Annotated in this window: 13 protein-coding genes; 4 read left to right on the top strand and 9 right to left on the bottom strand. The window is 40.8% G+C overall.

Annotated features, from left to right (window positions below):
- Window positions 1–78: 78 nt before the first annotated feature.
- Window positions 79–2,016, bottom strand: a complete 1,938-nt coding sequence (gene dnaK, locus EL17_RS14045) for a molecular chaperone DnaK (RefSeq protein WP_035075226.1) — start codon at window positions 2,014–2,016, stop codon at window positions 79–81.
- 296 nt (window positions 2,017–2,312) lie between these two features.
- Here dnaK and EL17_RS14050 point away from each other — a divergent pair, with 296 nt between their 5' ends.
- Window positions 2,313–3,122 carry an MOSC domain-containing protein gene (locus EL17_RS14050; protein ID WP_035075229.1) on the top strand — a complete coding sequence of 270 codons (810 nt, stop codon included), beginning with the start codon at window positions 2,313–2,315 and terminating at the stop codon, window positions 3,120–3,122.
- 41 nt (window positions 3,123–3,163) lie between these two features.
- On the opposite strand, the gene EL17_RS14055 is transcribed toward EL17_RS14050, so the two are convergent.
- The 7 genes from EL17_RS14055 to truA all read right to left on the bottom strand — a co-directional run bounded on the left by EL17_RS14055 (window position 3,164) and on the right by truA (window position 10,128).
- Window positions 3,164–3,925, bottom strand: coding sequence for a DUF6733 family protein (locus EL17_RS14055; RefSeq protein WP_035075232.1), 762 nt, complete (start codon window positions 3,923–3,925; stop codon window positions 3,164–3,166).
- Window positions 3,926–4,379: 454 nt separating this feature from the next.
- Window positions 4,380–5,417, bottom strand: coding sequence for a uroporphyrinogen decarboxylase (hemE, locus tag EL17_RS14065; protein WP_035075237.1), 1,038 nt, complete (start codon window positions 5,415–5,417; stop codon window positions 4,380–4,382).
- Window positions 5,418–5,529: 112 nt separating this feature from the next.
- Window positions 5,530–6,060 (bottom strand): hypothetical protein, encoded by a 531-nt coding sequence (locus EL17_RS14070; RefSeq protein WP_035075239.1) that lies wholly within the window; start codon window positions 6,058–6,060, stop codon window positions 5,530–5,532.
- 101 nt (window positions 6,061–6,161) lie between these two features.
- The gene (locus EL17_RS14075) at window positions 6,162–6,671 is read right to left on the bottom strand and encodes a hypothetical protein (protein ID WP_035075241.1); all 510 of its coding nucleotides are present in this window, start codon (window positions 6,669–6,671) and stop codon (window positions 6,162–6,164) included.
- A 3-nt stretch (window positions 6,672–6,674) separates the two neighbouring features.
- Window positions 6,675–7,256 (bottom strand): hypothetical protein, encoded by a 582-nt coding sequence (locus EL17_RS14080; RefSeq protein WP_035075535.1) that lies wholly within the window; start codon window positions 7,254–7,256, stop codon window positions 6,675–6,677.
- Between the two features lie 221 nt (window positions 7,257–7,477).
- Entirely contained in the window at window positions 7,478–9,250 is a 1,773-nt protein-coding gene (locus tag EL17_RS14085) for an ABC transporter ATP-binding protein (protein ID WP_035075244.1), read from the bottom strand.
- A gap of 122 nt (window positions 9,251–9,372) precedes the next feature.
- Window positions 9,373–10,128, bottom strand: coding sequence for a tRNA pseudouridine(38-40) synthase TruA (gene truA, locus EL17_RS14090; protein ID WP_035075247.1), 756 nt, complete (start codon window positions 10,126–10,128; stop codon window positions 9,373–9,375).
- A 1,149-nt stretch (window positions 10,129–11,277) separates the two neighbouring features.
- Between truA and EL17_RS14100 the strand changes: the two genes are divergently transcribed.
- The 3 genes from EL17_RS14100 (at window position 11,278) to EL17_RS14110 (ending at window position 14,338) form a co-directional block, all read left to right on the top strand.
- Entirely contained in the window at window positions 11,278–11,757 is a 480-nt protein-coding gene (locus tag EL17_RS14100; RefSeq protein WP_035075253.1) for a DUF4293 domain-containing protein, read from the top strand.
- Between the two features lie 104 nt (window positions 11,758–11,861).
- On the top strand, window positions 11,862–12,965 hold the full coding sequence (locus tag EL17_RS14105; RefSeq protein ID WP_035075256.1) for a hypothetical protein: 1,104 nt from the start codon (window positions 11,862–11,864) through the stop codon (window positions 12,963–12,965).
- Between the two features lie 269 nt (window positions 12,966–13,234).
- On the top strand, window positions 13,235–14,338 hold the full coding sequence (locus EL17_RS14110) for a trans-sulfuration enzyme family protein (protein WP_035075258.1): 1,104 nt from the start codon (window positions 13,235–13,237) through the stop codon (window positions 14,336–14,338).
- Window positions 14,339–14,925: 587 nt separating this feature from the next.
- Here EL17_RS14110 and rocD read toward each other — a convergent pair.
- The gene (gene rocD, locus EL17_RS14115) at window positions 14,926–16,203 is read right to left on the bottom strand and encodes an ornithine--oxo-acid transaminase (RefSeq protein ID WP_035075261.1); all 1,278 of its coding nucleotides are present in this window, start codon (window positions 16,201–16,203) and stop codon (window positions 14,926–14,928) included.
- Between the last annotated feature and the right edge of the window lie 69 nt (window positions 16,204–16,272).

The raw sequence follows: 16,272 nt of genomic DNA on the forward strand, positions 1-16,272 counted from the left end.
CCCTTGTGGTGAATATAATATTAAAAAAAGGCATCCATATGATATACAGATGCCTTTTTCAATATTTCGGATCAAGAATTACTTGTTCTTGTCTTCATTTACTTCTTCATAGTCAACATCAGATACGCTGTCACCGTTACCGGACTCACCTGAAGCTTGAGCTCCCGGATCAGCACCAGGTCCACCCTGTGCACCGGCGGCGCCTTCAGCACCCTGACTGTACATTTCTTGAGACGCACCTTCCCAAGCTTTGTTCAGATCTTGAATAGCTGGTTCGATAGCTTCCAAGTTTTGGCTTTGATGCGCAGTTTTTAGCTTTTCCAACGCTCCGCTGATGTTTGCTTTGTTCCCCTCAGAAAGTTTCTCGCCGAATTCCTTCAGTTGCTTTTCAGTCTGGAAGATCAAGCTGTCAGCCTGGTTAAGCTTTTCGATTTTTTCTTTTTCAGCTTTATCAGAGGCTGCGTTTGCTTCAGCTTCCTGCTTCATTCTGTTTATTTCATCTTCAGAGAGACCGGAAGAAGCTTCTATTTTTATTTTCTGCTCTTTTCCTGTGCCTTTGTCTTTAGCTGATACATTAAGGATACCGTTGGCATCTATATCAAAGGTTACCTCAATCTGTGGTACACCTCTTGGCGCTGGCGGTATATCAGTGAGCTGGAACCTACCGATGCTTCTGTTGTCTTTAGCCATCGGTCTCTCTCCCTGAAGGACGTGGATATCCACTGCTGGCTGATTGTCAGCTGCTGTAGAGAATGTCTCAGACTTCTTAGAAGGGATTGTAGTATTTGATTCGATTAGTTTGGTAAATACACCACCCATAGTCTCAATACCAAGCGAGAGTGGAGTCACGTCAAGTAATAATACATCCTTCACTTCTCCGGTCAATACTCCACCTTGGATGGCTGCACCTATAGCCACTACCTCGTCAGGGTTCACACCTTTGGATGGTTTTTTACCAAAGAATTTTTCTACTTCTTCCTGAATTTTAGGGATTCTGGTAGATCCACCTACCAGGATTACTTCGTCTATATCAGATGGAGATAGTCCGGCATCACTCATTGCCTTTTTTACCGGATCCAATGACCTTCTTACTAAGCTTTCAGCTAACTGCTCAAACTTAGATCTTGATAGGCTTCTTACCAAATGTTTAGGTCCTGTCTGGGTAGCAGTAATATACGGCAAGTTGATCTCTGTCGAAGATGAACTGGAAAGTTCTATTTTGGCTTTCTCTGCTGCTTCTTTTAATCTCTGAAGGGCCATAGGATCCTGCCTTAAGTCTATCTGCTCTTCAGCCTGGAATTCACTAGCCAACCAGTCTATAATCACTTGGTCAAAATCATCTCCGCCTAGGTGTACGTCACCATTGGTAGATTTTACTTCAAATACACCATCACCCAATTCTAGAACAGATATATCAAATGTACCACCACCAAGGTCATACACTGCTATTTTCATGTCCCTGTTTTTCTTGTCCATACCATAAGCCAATGCTGCTGCAGTAGGCTCATTGATAATTCTTTTTACTTCTAGTCCGGCGATCTGTCCAGCTTCCTTCGTGGCCTGTCTTTCTGAATCATTGAAATATGCAGGAACGGTGATAACAGCTTCTGTTACTTCTGTACCTAAGAAATCTTCCGCAGTAGACTTCATTTTCTGAAGGATCATGGCAGAAAGTTCCTGTGGTGTATAGGATCTGTCACCTATTTTCACCACTACAGTGTCATTAGACCCTTGCTCTACTTTGTAAGAAGCATGCTTTTTCTCGTCAGATACTTCAGAGAACTTCTTACCCATAAATCTTTTTACAGAGGAAATTGTATTTGCAGGATTGGTGATGGCCTGACGTTTGGCAGGATCGCCTACTTTTCTTTCTCCGTTGCCATTGTCCAAAAATGCTACAATGGATGGGGTAGTTCTTCTACCCTCACTGTTTTGGATCACCACTGGCTCGTTACCTTCCATTACGGCAACGCAGGAGTTGGTAGTACCCAAGTCAATACCTATAATTTTTCCCATGACTGTTTATATTTTCTATTGTTAATTTCTTTTTTTATTCTTGAAATGGTAATCATCAATGGATGTGCCAAGGGAAATTGGCATTGATTTTACGTCAGATTGTCAGTCCTGCTGTCATATAATATTGATTTGACTGACAAGATATGGAGATCACCTTCAGTGCATGTCATTATCACTAAAGTTAAAGTAGTTTGAGGTCCGAGAGGCTAGACATATATTTTATTGGAGTTGGCCTTTATTAAGTATATTTGGATAGATTGGAAAAGTGTATCGGTTAAATAAAAAAATAAACAGTCATGAAGTTACGAGACATATATATATACCCTATTAAATCCCTCGGCGGCATCAGGTTAGAAGAAGCTCAAGTAGAGGAAAAAGGGCTGCAATATGACCGGAGATGGATGCTTGTAGATAAAGAAGGGAATTTTCTTACGCAAAGAAAACATGAAAATATGGCCCTCTTCCAGGTAGTATTAAATGATAAGGGTCTGAGAGTGTTTTTGAAAAATGATCAGGAGAGCAACATATTGATCCCTTATGACCTTTGTACAGGAAAGAAATTGTATGTTCAGATATGGGAGGATAAAGTAGAGGCGCAGGTTGTAGATGAGGTAATAAGTAGCTGGTTTACACAGCAGCTTGGAATACCCTGTGACCTGGTCGTAATGCCGGAGTCTACGAAGCGAAAATTAAAACCCCAATATGCTGTGAATGAAGAAACAGTCAGTTTCGCTGACGGTATGCCTTACCTGATCATTGGACAGGCATCATTGGATGATCTGAACAGCCGCTTGCAAAGCCCGGTGCCCATGAATAGGTTCAGGCCTAATTTTGTTTTCAGTGGAGGTGAGCCTTTTGATGAAGACAGGGCAGGAACTATTATGATAGGGGCCAGTCATTTTAAGATTACAAAACCATGTGCCCGCTGTGTTATGGTGACGATTGACCAGACAAGTGGGGAGAAAGGGAAAGAGCCGTTAAAAACTTTGGCTTCATATAGAACGGTAAATAAGAAGGTCATGTTTGGTCAGAACATGCTTTTACTATCTGGCAGTACAGTGAAAGTAGGCGATGAGGTGATTATGGGTTCCTGCCAAATGGATTAAATATACAAAAGGCCGGGAAGATGATCCCGGCCCATAAAAAATTAAAAACTGAATCCAGTTGTAAGTTTAAAAAAGGAATCATTTCCTTCCACTAGGTCAGTTCCAAAGGAGAATCTGGCAAATGGCCCACCGGTAGGTTTGGTGAACTGTATATAGGGACCCAACCACTGGTATGTATCTGTAGATTCGCTAATATTCGATCCGCCGGTATTAATTAAATGCTCATAATGGGCACCAAATGATAAGAAATTAGTGGCTTTGAAGCCAAAGTTTGCCCAATAATGGAGGAAGGAGAGGGTCGTCTGTGTGGGGACGGTCGTCATGTCCCTAAGTGGGGCATAAAAGCCTGCGTATATTTCACCCTCTACAACCGCTTGATCCAACCCAATTGTCAGATTTGGCACTATACCATCTCCTAATACTGAAGGACCTGTGGATCCTGAGGAAAGTAGATTTCCACCCAGGATCCCTATTTGGGGACTGATACTAAGTCCTGGAGCAGGGTTAAATCCGACTCCTATGCCGAACTCTGTCCAGTTTCCCCAGCCTCCTCCACCATCACCCTGAACGCCGCCTCTTCCGCCTGACCATAAGATTCCATAAAATGTAAAATCCACCTCATCAGAGAGGCGGTATGATCCAGTGACAAATGGATAAAATCCAAAAAATTGATCTGAATTTAGAGTTACATCAAAACTGAACCTGTCGTCATCTTGTGCCCATGAAGGTACTGCTCCCAATACCAAGACTAGTATGGATAGCCAAAATGTTTTTTTTGTAAAAAAGGTAAATGTGTGCATCATAATTTTATTTTAATGGTGTAAATAGGTGTGTTTTATAACCAAAAATCAAAGAATAAACACTTTTATTTTTAATTATGATTATAAAATTAACCATAAAAATGAAAAATGCAATAGTTTGAAGAATTTTATGATCAAAAATCAATCATCTATAAATCAGTTGGTTGTTTTTCGTCTGGATGCCTATGATTTATTTCTTTTATTAATTGGAAGCTTCAAAGTTGTAAAGTGGGCAGTATAGGATGTCTGGAGGAAGATTCGTATGATACTCCCTTTATCGTAATTTCTCGTGTGCGGTGTTTCCTAATATAGATTCCATGATATGAAAAAGGTGAGAACGTTTTGTCTAAAAATATTAAAAATCAAAAAAAGGAATGTAAAACTTAGCACCTGGCTGGATGCGCCTTTAAAAGTTAATTTCAGATCAAAAAAAAGCAGCCATTTGGCTGCTAAAGTATTAAGAAAGGCTGGGGCTATAAGATTTCACCGTCTCTATAAAAATTTTCACTTTTTCTGGGTCTATATCCGGATAGACACCATGCCCAAGGTTGGCAATATGCCGGCTCCCTCCAAACTGATCAAGCATATCTATAGTGGCTTTTTCGATTTCTTTGGCAGTGCCGTATAAGGCTGCCGGATCCAAATTGCCTTGAAGGGTTTTGTCCTCACCTATCATTTTCCGGGATTCGGCTATGCCCATGTTCCAATCTAAGCCGATAGTTTCGCAGTTTAACCTGGACATTTCCTCTCTGGCAAAAAAGGCGCCTTTGGCAAAAACAGTTTTGGGAACCTCTGAAATGGCATCGCAGATTTGACTGATATATTTTAGGGAGTATTCTTTATAATGATTGGGAGGAAGTATTCCTGCCCAGCTGTCAAATATCTGAACCAGATCCACTCCAGCAGTGATTTGGGCTTTTAAATAATTGATCGTACTGTCAGTGATCATCTGTAGCAGCTGATGGGACATTTCCGGTTGGGTATAAAGCATAGCCCTCGCTTTGGAGAAAGTCTTGGAGCCAGAACCTTCGATCATATAAGCAAAAATTGTCCAGGGTGCTCCAGCAAAACCAATCAGAGGTACCCGGCCATTGAGGTCTCTTTTAGTATTCTTAATTGCTTCAACTACATATCCTAGATCAGTATTGCCATCCGCTATCCGTAGTTTTTTTAAGTCAGCTGCAGATTTTATGGTATTAGGAAACCAAGGGCCTCGCTTTTCTACCATTTCATAGGGCAGTCCCATGGCTTCTGGGATGACCAGAATGTCTGAAAAAATAATAGCAGCATCCACTCCTAATAGATCTACGGGCTGAATAGTTACTTCAGCGGCCAGCTCTGGTGTCTGGGCCAATTCTATAAATCCACTGACACTGTCTCTTACTGCTCTATATTCGGGTAGAATTCTTCCTGCCTGTCTCATTAACCAAACAGGTGTTCTTTCCACCTTTTCGCCCCTGGCAGCTCTAAGTAATAAGTCATTTTGTAATTGCATGTGGCAAAGATAATTCAGGAAAATTTAAACTGTCTTAAAGTGTTAATTTTAATACTAAAAAAAACCGCCAGGACTATCTGGCGGAGTTATTAATGTATGTAAATTAAAGGGATTACCTTTTTTCTATTTTTTTGAAATCAGCTTCTGTTTTTCCAATAAGTTTAAGGACATCTTCAAGTGAAAGATTGGTATAATCTACCCTACCTGCCGGGTTTACAAAAACTGATGGTATAATTACTATCCTAAAATACTGATTTTCTAACCATTCACTTTCTAAAAGTTCAGGGTTAAATGTCGATTCCAAAAATAGCCTAAAGCTAGATGATGTAAAATCGATCTTATATTGAAGAACCCCTTTTTCAAAAAAGACGGTTTCTGGGAGAGGTCTCCAAATAGCACCTTGATCAGGATCTATTTCCCATCTAATGTATCCCAATACTATGTCATCATCAAAAATAGGAGGTTCAAAATCGTAAATTTCCTGAAAATCGTTAAAAGCGGTAAAATCTAACTCTACTTCAAGTGTTTCAGCCATTGTTTCAGGACCGGGAGGTCCCTGTGGGCCTTCACGTCCGATAGGGCCCTCACAAGCTTGGATGAAGAGGACAAACAAAAATAAAAAAGGAACAATAGTTTTTTTCATGATAGTATGTGTTATTGAAATTAGCTTCTTTTATAGACGAAACTATTTACAAATAGTTTTAATTATTGGTTAAATTGAAGATACTTCAAAACAATGATAACTCATCTCAGTGGGGCCATTACATCCACATGATCTTTTTCTACTACTCTATCTATATATATACCCTGAGTCACTAAGCCATTTTGTTTAGCGTATTGTTCAATTCTTTGCTTTACTTTATTAGGTCCCGGCATAACGAAGCGATGGGATTTGAGACTTGCCACGATCGCGCGCTGAGCTCCTATAATTTTCTCTTCCAAATCTCCTGCCATTTTTTCATGGTATTCTGTACCCACAAATACGGTAATGGTATCTAGCTTGCCGGCAGGTTCTACATAAAAAATAGTGTTCAGCCGGTTATCTGGGTATGACTTAAGCATACCTTCTACTTTTTGAAATGTTAATTTAAGATTCTCATCCTGTGGGGTGCCCCTGTACTCGATGCCGATCAGGTGGATATCATCCACAGGTACTACCCTTATCTCTATCTCATTGAACCCCCCCAGGACATAGTAGAAAGCCATACCTACCAGTATGACCACGATCAGAGATATTAATACCTTGCTTCTCATTCCTTAAAACATATATCTAGCACCGATAGCGCCTTGTAGTTTCAGGTGACCAGGTCTGTCTACCAATTCCATGAACAGTCCTATCTCCGCAAATACACTGATGGGCAGGTTGTCAAAATAATATTCACTGCCCACAAAGCCCTCAGGTCCCAGATCGATATTAGTGCGGGTTTCGCCTAGTAAACTGCCCGGAGCACCTAGGGTAGCGTATAGGTAATCCACCCTTACAGATCTCAGCTGGATCCCCAGTCCCCCATAAGCGACCAAAGTACCTTCTGTAATGTCAAATTCAGCGGTAATATCTTCATGATAGGCAGACCTTACGTTCAGCGAAAAACCATTATAAGTACTGTGACCATTATATACTGAATTGGGTGCAGGTCTGTTTCGGTCAAAGGCATTACGGTAATACATTCCGCTGTTTGACCCTGCCCGGCCAATCATCCCCTCTATAGATATTTTATCATCTAGGAAAGTCTTATAAGTTATACTGAGTGGCTCACCCAGTCTTAAGCCAACCGAATGTTCTTGAGAAAAACCTATCAGTGGTAGGAAAAACAGTACAAGGAAAATAATTTTTTTCATGAGTAGTATCATTACTTTTTTTAATGGTCACACAGCATCTCGCAAATAAAACCCCGATAGCTTTTTAGATTATCGGTTGTCCCGGTGTGGGTGGATTCTGATCGTGATCGATATTATAAATTGATATGGAATATGTGGTTATATGTATTCCTTGAAAACGGCACAAAAATACAGTGTATTGTTTATATATCCACTTAATCACTATAATTTTCAAAGATAACCTAACTGACCATCGACTTTAACTGCATCTGGTGCAAATTAGCGTAGTAACCACCCTGGGATAAAAGCGATTCATGTGTGCCCATTTCCTTAACTTCTCCCTGATGAAGTACGATGATCTTATCAGCTTTAATGATGGTAGATAGCCTATGGGCGATGATGATAGACGTACGGCCTTTCATCATCTTTTCTATGGCGGATTGGATAAGCACTTCTGTTTCTGTATCAACTGATGATGTGGCTTCATCCAAGATGATAATTTGCGGATTATAGACCATGGCCCTTACAAAAGATATCAGCTGTCTCTGCCCTACAGAAAGCGTAGCGCCTCTCTCCATTACATTATAATCCAATCCTCCGGGGAGTCGCTCGATAAATCTCCTGGCACCCACCAGGTCTGCTGCATAGAGCACCTGCTCCCTGGTAATATCTGGATTGCCAAGGGTTATGTTATAAAAGATGGTGTCTGAAAAAAGGAATACATCCTGAAGAACCACTCCTATATGTTTGCGGAGAGTGTTAAGTTCAAAATTCTGGATGTTCTGCCCATCCACTTCTATGCTGCCTTTGTTGATTTCGTAGAAGCGGCTGATCAAATTGATGATACTGGACTTGCCGGCTCCGGTAGCTCCCACCAAAGCGATGGTCTCTCCATGCTTCACCTCTATATTAATATTCTTAAGGACCCACTCTTCATCGTTATAGGCAAACCAGACATTTTTTAAGGATATATCACCCCTGATTTCTTCAGTTGTAAGCGTGCCATTATTGGGGATATGTTCCTCATTGTCCAAAAGTTTAAAGATACGTGAGGAACTTACCACGCCTAGCTGCAGGGTATTATACCGGTCAGCGATCATACGGATAGGCCTGAAGAAAAGCTGCAGGTACATGATGAAGGAAATCAGCACACCTACTTTAAGTTCCATATTAAACACACCCGTTGCTCCATACCATACCACCAAGCCGATGCCTATAGCCTGAATAATCTCTGCTACAGGGAAATATACGGAGTAGTACAGCACTGACTTAAGATGGGCCCTTCTATGCTCGCGGTTAATATCTTCAAACTTTTGGTATTCACGCTGTTCACGGTTGAAAATCTGTACGATGTTCATCCCGGTGATGTGCTCCTGAAGAAAAGAATTGAGATTTGATACTGCATTCCGCACATCATTAAATGCTACTTTAATTTTTTCTTTAAACACGTAAGTGGAAATGATCAGCAGTGGAAGGGTACAGAGGCTGACTAGGGTGAGCTTCCAGTCTATATAAAACATCACTGCCAATATCGTCACCAACTGAAGCAGGTCACCGATGATTGCAGCTAACCCTTCACTGAATACGTCTGCCAGTGTTTCTATGTCTGAGATATTCCGGGTAACCAACCTTCCTATGGGAGTATTATCAAAAAATTTCAGTCTCATCTTTAGCAAGTGCCGATAAAGCTTGATTCTTATGTCCCTAATGATTACCTGGCCTATCCAGCCAGAAAGGTAAGTATGTGCAAACTGGACTATTGACTGCAGTATCATCAGGCCGATCAAAAGATAAATGATCCTAAGAAGTCCTGGCTGATCGCCCATAGCGACATAGTCATCTATGGCTATCTGGATAAACAGCGGTCTGGTAGGGGCCAGTATGGCAAGGGCAAGTGTCAGGAAAATCAAAAAGTAGAATTTACCCTTATAAGGCTGCACAAACTGATACAACTTACTAAGGACCTTTGTATCTATGATTTCCCCGCTTTTTACATTTTCTTTATCTAAACTCAAAATTTTTATGTTTAATATTATCCGCTATGATAATGAGGAAAGGTAAGATTCATTTTCAAATTCTAACCTTTTCTTTTTTCGTCTTCCTGCTATTTACCCAATTATAAATTTTATAGCGAAGTTTAAATATATATATCTTCAGGATAGGTTACGCTGCTTAGAAACAATCCGTGGGCAGGAGCCGATGAACCTGCTTTGCTCCTTTTTTGGCTTTGAAGTACCAACATAAAATCCTCTTTATCCATTTTGCCCATACCCACTTTTACCAGCGTGCCCACGATGGCGCGCACCATTCCTCTTAGAAAACGATTTGCGGTAATATGGAAAATCAAATGATGATCTTTTTGTTCCCAATGTGCCACTTTTATTTTGCAATTAAAATTATTTACATTGGTCTTCACCCTGCTGAAACATTCAAAATCCGTGTGGTCCAAAAGTAATAGCGCCGCTTGGTTCATCTTGTCCAGATCTACTTGGTAGAAGCAGTACCAGGCCTGTTCTTCCAGGAAGGGCTGTTTGCGAAGGGTGATATGGTATTCATAACTTCTCCATTGCGCTTGAAACCTTGCGTGGACATCAGGTTTTACTTTTCTGATAGCATATACGGCGATATCTTTCGGAAGGATGGAATTAGCCCTCTTAAGAAAATCTGCACTGTCTATATCCAGTATCGAATCAAAATGTACAAACTGCTGTATCGCATGCACCCCAGTATCGGTCCTTCCACTTCCCATTACTTCTACCGGGCTGCGTAGGATTTTTGAAAAAGCCAAATTGACTTCTTCCTGTATGGAATGGGCATTCTGCTGGATCTGCCAGCCGTGATAGGCAGTCCCTTTGTAGGCTATTTCAACAAAGTATCGGTATTGCTCGTTCATGAGAGGACAAATATAAGAATTTGGAAGTAATAATATTATTACCGAAATAGGATCGGTATGATTCTAATTTACCAGATAAGGTCAGTATATTGGATTATAACATAAGTAAAGATTGATTTCTGCCTTTGATCCTATCACCGATGATTTTCTTTAGCTTGATGGAAGTAGAAAAGTACTGGAAGCTATGAGCAGATATGGAGAAGGTCCGTATGAATATAATACTAGCATGATAGCTGCATCCTTTAAGCACAAAGGGGAACGATATTATGTTCAAAGTTCAAGTGAATTTTTACTGTATTCCCAAAATTGGTAATTGAGCAACGACTACGTATTTCGCCGTACCATAACATTTTATTCTGGGCCTAAATATAGCGTACCTTATTATCATCTTGAGCTGAATGAGCAACCATATTCTTCTTTGCTAATTTACCTGTTCACTAATTTAAAGCTAAAAGTGATTACAGTTCTCAAAAGCTGATTGATTTTATAATGCTGAAAAAGAATTTTTTGAGTGGGTATTGCCATTCGACACAGCGTTACTTCCCAGTTCAGAATAAACCAATCTGAATTAAGGCCTACCCTATTTTTTTTTTTGGATAGAATGTCAAACTTGCTTTATCTGACATTTAATAGTGGTAAGGTCATAGGAGTATACGATTTGGCAAATGGTTTTTTGTTAGAGAAGAAAATGGATTTTGATTATCAAGAAATTTCAAACACCAATAATTCTCGAAATACGGCGCTGCTCCATTTTGGGGATCAAATGCTTGATTGTAAATTATACAGGACTCACTGAAGGTGCAGAACAGCAGAACAAATAAAAAAAGAAGAAGATCCGGATTATTTATCCTATCAGGCTCCATCACTTTATAGGGTTAATGTTTTGAAGGGAGGGCAGCAACAAAAAAAGGAGGTGATGTTTCCAGCCCATAGTTAACCCCATTCTGAGATAATCCAAATGCCATACAACCTTCTACTACTACATGATAGTGATAAAGGTGATGTGGAACCTGAATTTTACAGTTTTACTACATATGAATTGAAACAACAAAAAAATTGATTTTTTTTATTTTATAAATCCGGTAGTATTAAAGTTCAGGATTTGCGATTATAGACAGAAGGCTGTTATTTTGTCAAAAATTATAAAAAATGATACAACGCGTTCAGACTATTTTCCTATTTCTAGTGGCCGTATTTATGTTAATGGTCTTGTATTTTCCCATTTGGACTCAGATCAACCCTACGATGACTGAGACGGTTACCCTGACAGCCTGGTCGCTTACGGTAACGGACATAGCAGAACAGGGAGTGGTCAACACTACCTCCACCATCTATATAGCTCTGTTGTCACTTATAGCGGCTGTTATTGCTATCTATAGCCTTAGCCAATTTAAAAACAGGAAAAAGCAGATGAAATTTAATATGATCAATTCACTCGTCATGGTCATTACATTGGGAACTATTGTATTTATCTCTATGAATGCCAATGAGGAATTTAATGGGCAGGATACGGGTGCTTATATGGCCGGTTTTTATGTCATTATCTTTGCCATGCTAATGAACATCGTGTCCAACAGATATATCCGAAAAGATGAAATGCTGGTAAGATCTGTAGATAGGATCAGATAAAAAAATAATGATTGGCTTCCATCTGGGAGCCTTTTTTTGTGGCCAGAAGTAGTTATGAAACGTCTAGTCTTATAATGAATGAACACTAGTTTCAACTCTTTATCATGAACATGGATATAAAAGCAAGCAAAGGCAGGATAATAGAGGCAGTGAATGCCTGCGATAATCCTTACCTGCTGCTGCAGATGGAAAAACTGTTGAAAAGGGAGGGTATGCTGGGACCTATAGGGGAAATGGTAGCTGAATTCCCTGTGCTGCTGGAGGAAGAACCTCCCCGTGATAAAATCATCCAGACACACCTTTCTGCACCTGATCAAAACAAACTCAGTAGGTATGACAGTATAGCTACTCCCATATTCTTTTTTTTAGGGCTGATCATGCTGATGCTCGCAGCGGCGATACTGAATGCTATATCACAGGCGGATGTCAATCTTAATGTAGCTATTTTTCAGGGTACAGTGGTGAGGATGTACCTCTTTGGCTGGCTGGTATATGTGGGGGATTTTATTGTCCTTTTGGTCCTGGCCCGCCAGACTCATAGAAAATTGGCCACGGGTGAGTTCATCTTTAGAGTAGCTGCTCTACTTTTCCCCCCGATGCGAATGGCCTCCCGTCATATCCAACAGGTGGAATTGATTTGGATTCCATTATATGGATGGTCGCTAAGCAATGAGGGGCTTCTCAAGCTGATCAAGAGAAAATTTTCTATACCGATGATCGTCATAGCGCTGCTGATCATCCCGGTGCTGCTCATCGAATGGCAGTTTTATGATCAGGTGTCTGCCTATTTAAATACAGACCTGACTTTCCTGCTGGACCTGGTACAGGCCTTTATATGGATGGCCTTTGCTTCTGAGTTTATCCTGATGATATCCATCAGTAATGAAAAGGTAGAATATGCCCAGAAGAACTGGATAGACATTGCCATTATCCTGCTGCCATTTATCTCCTTTGTCCGAACGATCCGGATATTTAAAATAGCCAGGCTTACTCAGTTGGCACGGGGCTACAAACTCCGGGGCCTGCTTATGAAAGCCAGACAGGGATTTGTATTTGCCAGTTTCTTTTATAGAATACTGACGATCAAACCTGATTTTCAGATCAACCGCCTGAGAAAACAACTGGTAAAAAATCAAAAAGAGCGCGAGATGATCGAAGAAGATCTTATCGAACTGTACAAAGCGCTGAAAATGGAAAATAAGATTTAATATTGATGTTCTACTACGGAGATCTCAGAGTTTCACTGAGTATTTTATCAGAATATAAAAATCAACTCAAGTACTTATGCCCACTCCAAATATAGAATCAAAAGAAAAATCATAAGAGGAAATATTTGCCGATATTTGAAAAAAAAATCCAATATAATTGTACCTGGCCCTTTTTAAACGCTGTAGTTAAAAAATGATTGAAATAATCTTATTGATTATAAGAAGCTTTGTGCGAACTTTAGAACACACACAGAAAAAATATTCTTATTATGAAGTTTGAAACCGCAGCCATACATGGCGGCCAGATCAATACCGACAGCCATCAGCCGGTAGTCCAGCCCCTTACTCTTTCCACCAATTTTGTGCACCATGAAGGGTCACTGATATATAGCCGAGCAGCTAATCCAAACCGACTTGCCCTGGAAGCGCTATTGGCCAAACTCGAAAAAGGAGTATCGGCAGCTGCTTTTTCTTCCGGCAATGCAGCAGGAATGGCCGTCTTTCAGGCACTTGCACCAGGCAGCCATATCATAGCCCCGGATGATATGTACCATGGTCTGCGGAAGCAATTGACTACGATATTTGATAGGATTTTGGAAGTATCTTTTGTAGACATGACTGAGGTGGATAATATCAGGAGTGTGATAAAAGAAAATACCAAGCTTCTTTGGCTGGAAACCCCTTCCAACCCTCTTTTAAAGATCACCGATATCAGAGGAGCTTGTGCTCAAGTGGATAGTAAGGAAATCAAAATAGTGGTGGACAATACTTTTGCCAGCCCCGTATTCCAAAACCCCTTGGATCTGGGGGCAGATATCGTCATGCACAGTGCTACCAAATATTTTGGTGGACACAGTGATATCTTGGGTGGGGCTTTAATTACAGGATCTAAGGATGCTTTCTGGGAAAAAATTAAAAATGTACATGAAACAGGTGGGGCAGTACTTTCTCCATTTGACTGCTATTACTTGGTCAGAAGCATAAAGACCCTGGCTTACCGCATGAAGGGACATGCGGAGCACGCCGGGATCATCGCCACTTATCTGGATCTTCACGATAAGGTGGAGGCGGTATATTATCCCGGACTGGTCACCCATCCGGGGCATGAGATAGCCACTACGCAGATGACAGGATTTGGAGGAATGCTATCATTCCTGTTTAAAGGATCGGCTGAAGAAACGGATAGGTTTATTGCCAAACTAAAATTCTTTACCAATGCTACCAGTCTCGGTGGGGTGGAAAGCCTGATAGAAAGAAGGGCAGCTGTAGAAGGCCCCGACAGCAAAACCCCTCCTAACCTGGTCCGCATGTCAGTGGGGTTGGAACACCTCGATGATTTGCTGGAAGATCTGGATCAGGCTTTAATGGGTTAGCGGAAATTTTAAGCACCACCTGGCCAGAGCATCGGGAATTTGGATAGACATATTTGATTTTTAATTTTAAATAATTTAAATCAGGCATAAATATTTCAGTCAGGTAATCAATCACTTAGTTTATGTGGGAATTATTTATAGTATTCGGATGAATTGTTTTTTTATCACTTCCTGCTTTTGCACAGGAGTCTAAAAAACACGCCGAGATTCCTCGAAATTTTCTTGATCAGTGTAATGAGTGGCCTGCCTTGGGAGATTTGCCCAATTTTTGGAGAGAAAAATAGCATAGCCATTCAAAATCTACTCTTTGGACTCGATAAAGTAGAGCGTATGCCCATAGCCAAAGACCCTTGGGAAATTTAATTCTACCATGCCCTTATCCAGTATTGACTTTATTAGCATAACTCAAACCCCTTGATTCAGACCATTAAATTAATAACGATACCTCCTTCAAAAATAAAATTAAAAAGTTGATAAGGTAAGGTTTGTTTACCACAGAGTTATCAGTGCATCACGGATTTAAAGGAGTCATTTTATTAAAAATAACTCTGCCCCCTCTGTATTTAACTCTGTGGTAAAACTCACCCTTATCTCTCAAAATTTGCTATCGTCCGCTCTATGATATCGCAACAATCAAGAATTTGCTCTTCGGTGATGACCAGGGGAGGGGCGAAGCGGATAATGTTGCCATGTGTGGGCTTGGCAAGGAGACCATTTTCTTTAAGGGCTACACAAATGTCCCAAGCGGTGCTGCTGTCCTCGCTGTCATTGATCACCACAGCATTGAGCAGACCTTTGCCTCTTACCAGGTTTAAAATATCAAATTTATCTACCAGTTCCTGCATTTTTTGTCTGAAAAGACTGCCAAGTCTGCGGGCATTCTGAGCCAGGTTTTCATCCCTTATTACTTCCAAAGCCGTCATTGCTATTTTCGCTCCCAAAGGATTGCCGCCAAAAGTGGATCCGTGCTGGCCAGGTTTGATCACACTCATGATAGCATCATTGGCCAAAACGGCAGATACAGGAAAGAAGCCACCCGATATGGCCTTGCCTAATATCAGCATGTCCGGCTGCACATAGGAGTCCTGCTTTTCACAGTGACCCTGGCAGGTACAATTGCCGCAGACGGCCAATAAGGATCCCGTACGGGCAATGCCTGTCTGGATTTCATCGGCTATGAATAGGATGTTATTTTCTTTACAGATAGCAGCCACTTCTCTTAGGTAGTCTTGTGCCGGTGTATAAACGCCAGCCTCGCCTTGAATAGGTTCTACCAGAAAGGCCACCACTTTTTTATTTTCGGACAATACCTCTTTAAGGGAATTTATATCATCATAAGGTATTTTAGTAAAGCCTGGTGTGTAGGGACCAAAATTCTTTTTGGCATTCTCATCATTGGAAAAGGAAATCACTGTGGTAGTCCTGCCATGGAAATTGTTCTCGGCTACTATGATCGTAGCTTCATTTTCAGCGACGCCTTTTCTCTCATATCCCCATTTTCTGGCGATCTTGATGGCAGTTTCCACCCCTTCAGCACCAGTGTTCATAGGGAGCACCTTGTCAAAGCCAAAATATTCAGTGATGTATTTTTCAAATGGCCCGAGCACATCATTATGAAAAGCCCTGGAAGTCAGGGTAAGTGTACCTGCCTGCTCTACTAGGCTTTGAAGGATGCGGGGATGGCAGTGCCCCTGGTTTACGGCAGAATAAGCCGAAAGAAAGTCATAATATTTTTTACCTTCCACATCCCATAAATATACACCTTCGCCTCTGGATAGTACCACTGGGAGAGGGTGATAATTATGTGCGCCATATTTGTCTTCCAATGCTATGGCCTGCTGGCTAGAAGTTATTGTATCCATCATAAATTTTGTAGTTTTGCCCTCAGATACGAGGGAATAAGAATATGCTTAATAAACAAATATAGCCAATCC

This window comes from Anditalea andensis, assembly GCF_000714815.1.
GTDB lineage: Bacteria > Bacteroidota > Bacteroidia > Cytophagales > Cyclobacteriaceae > Anditalea > Anditalea andensis.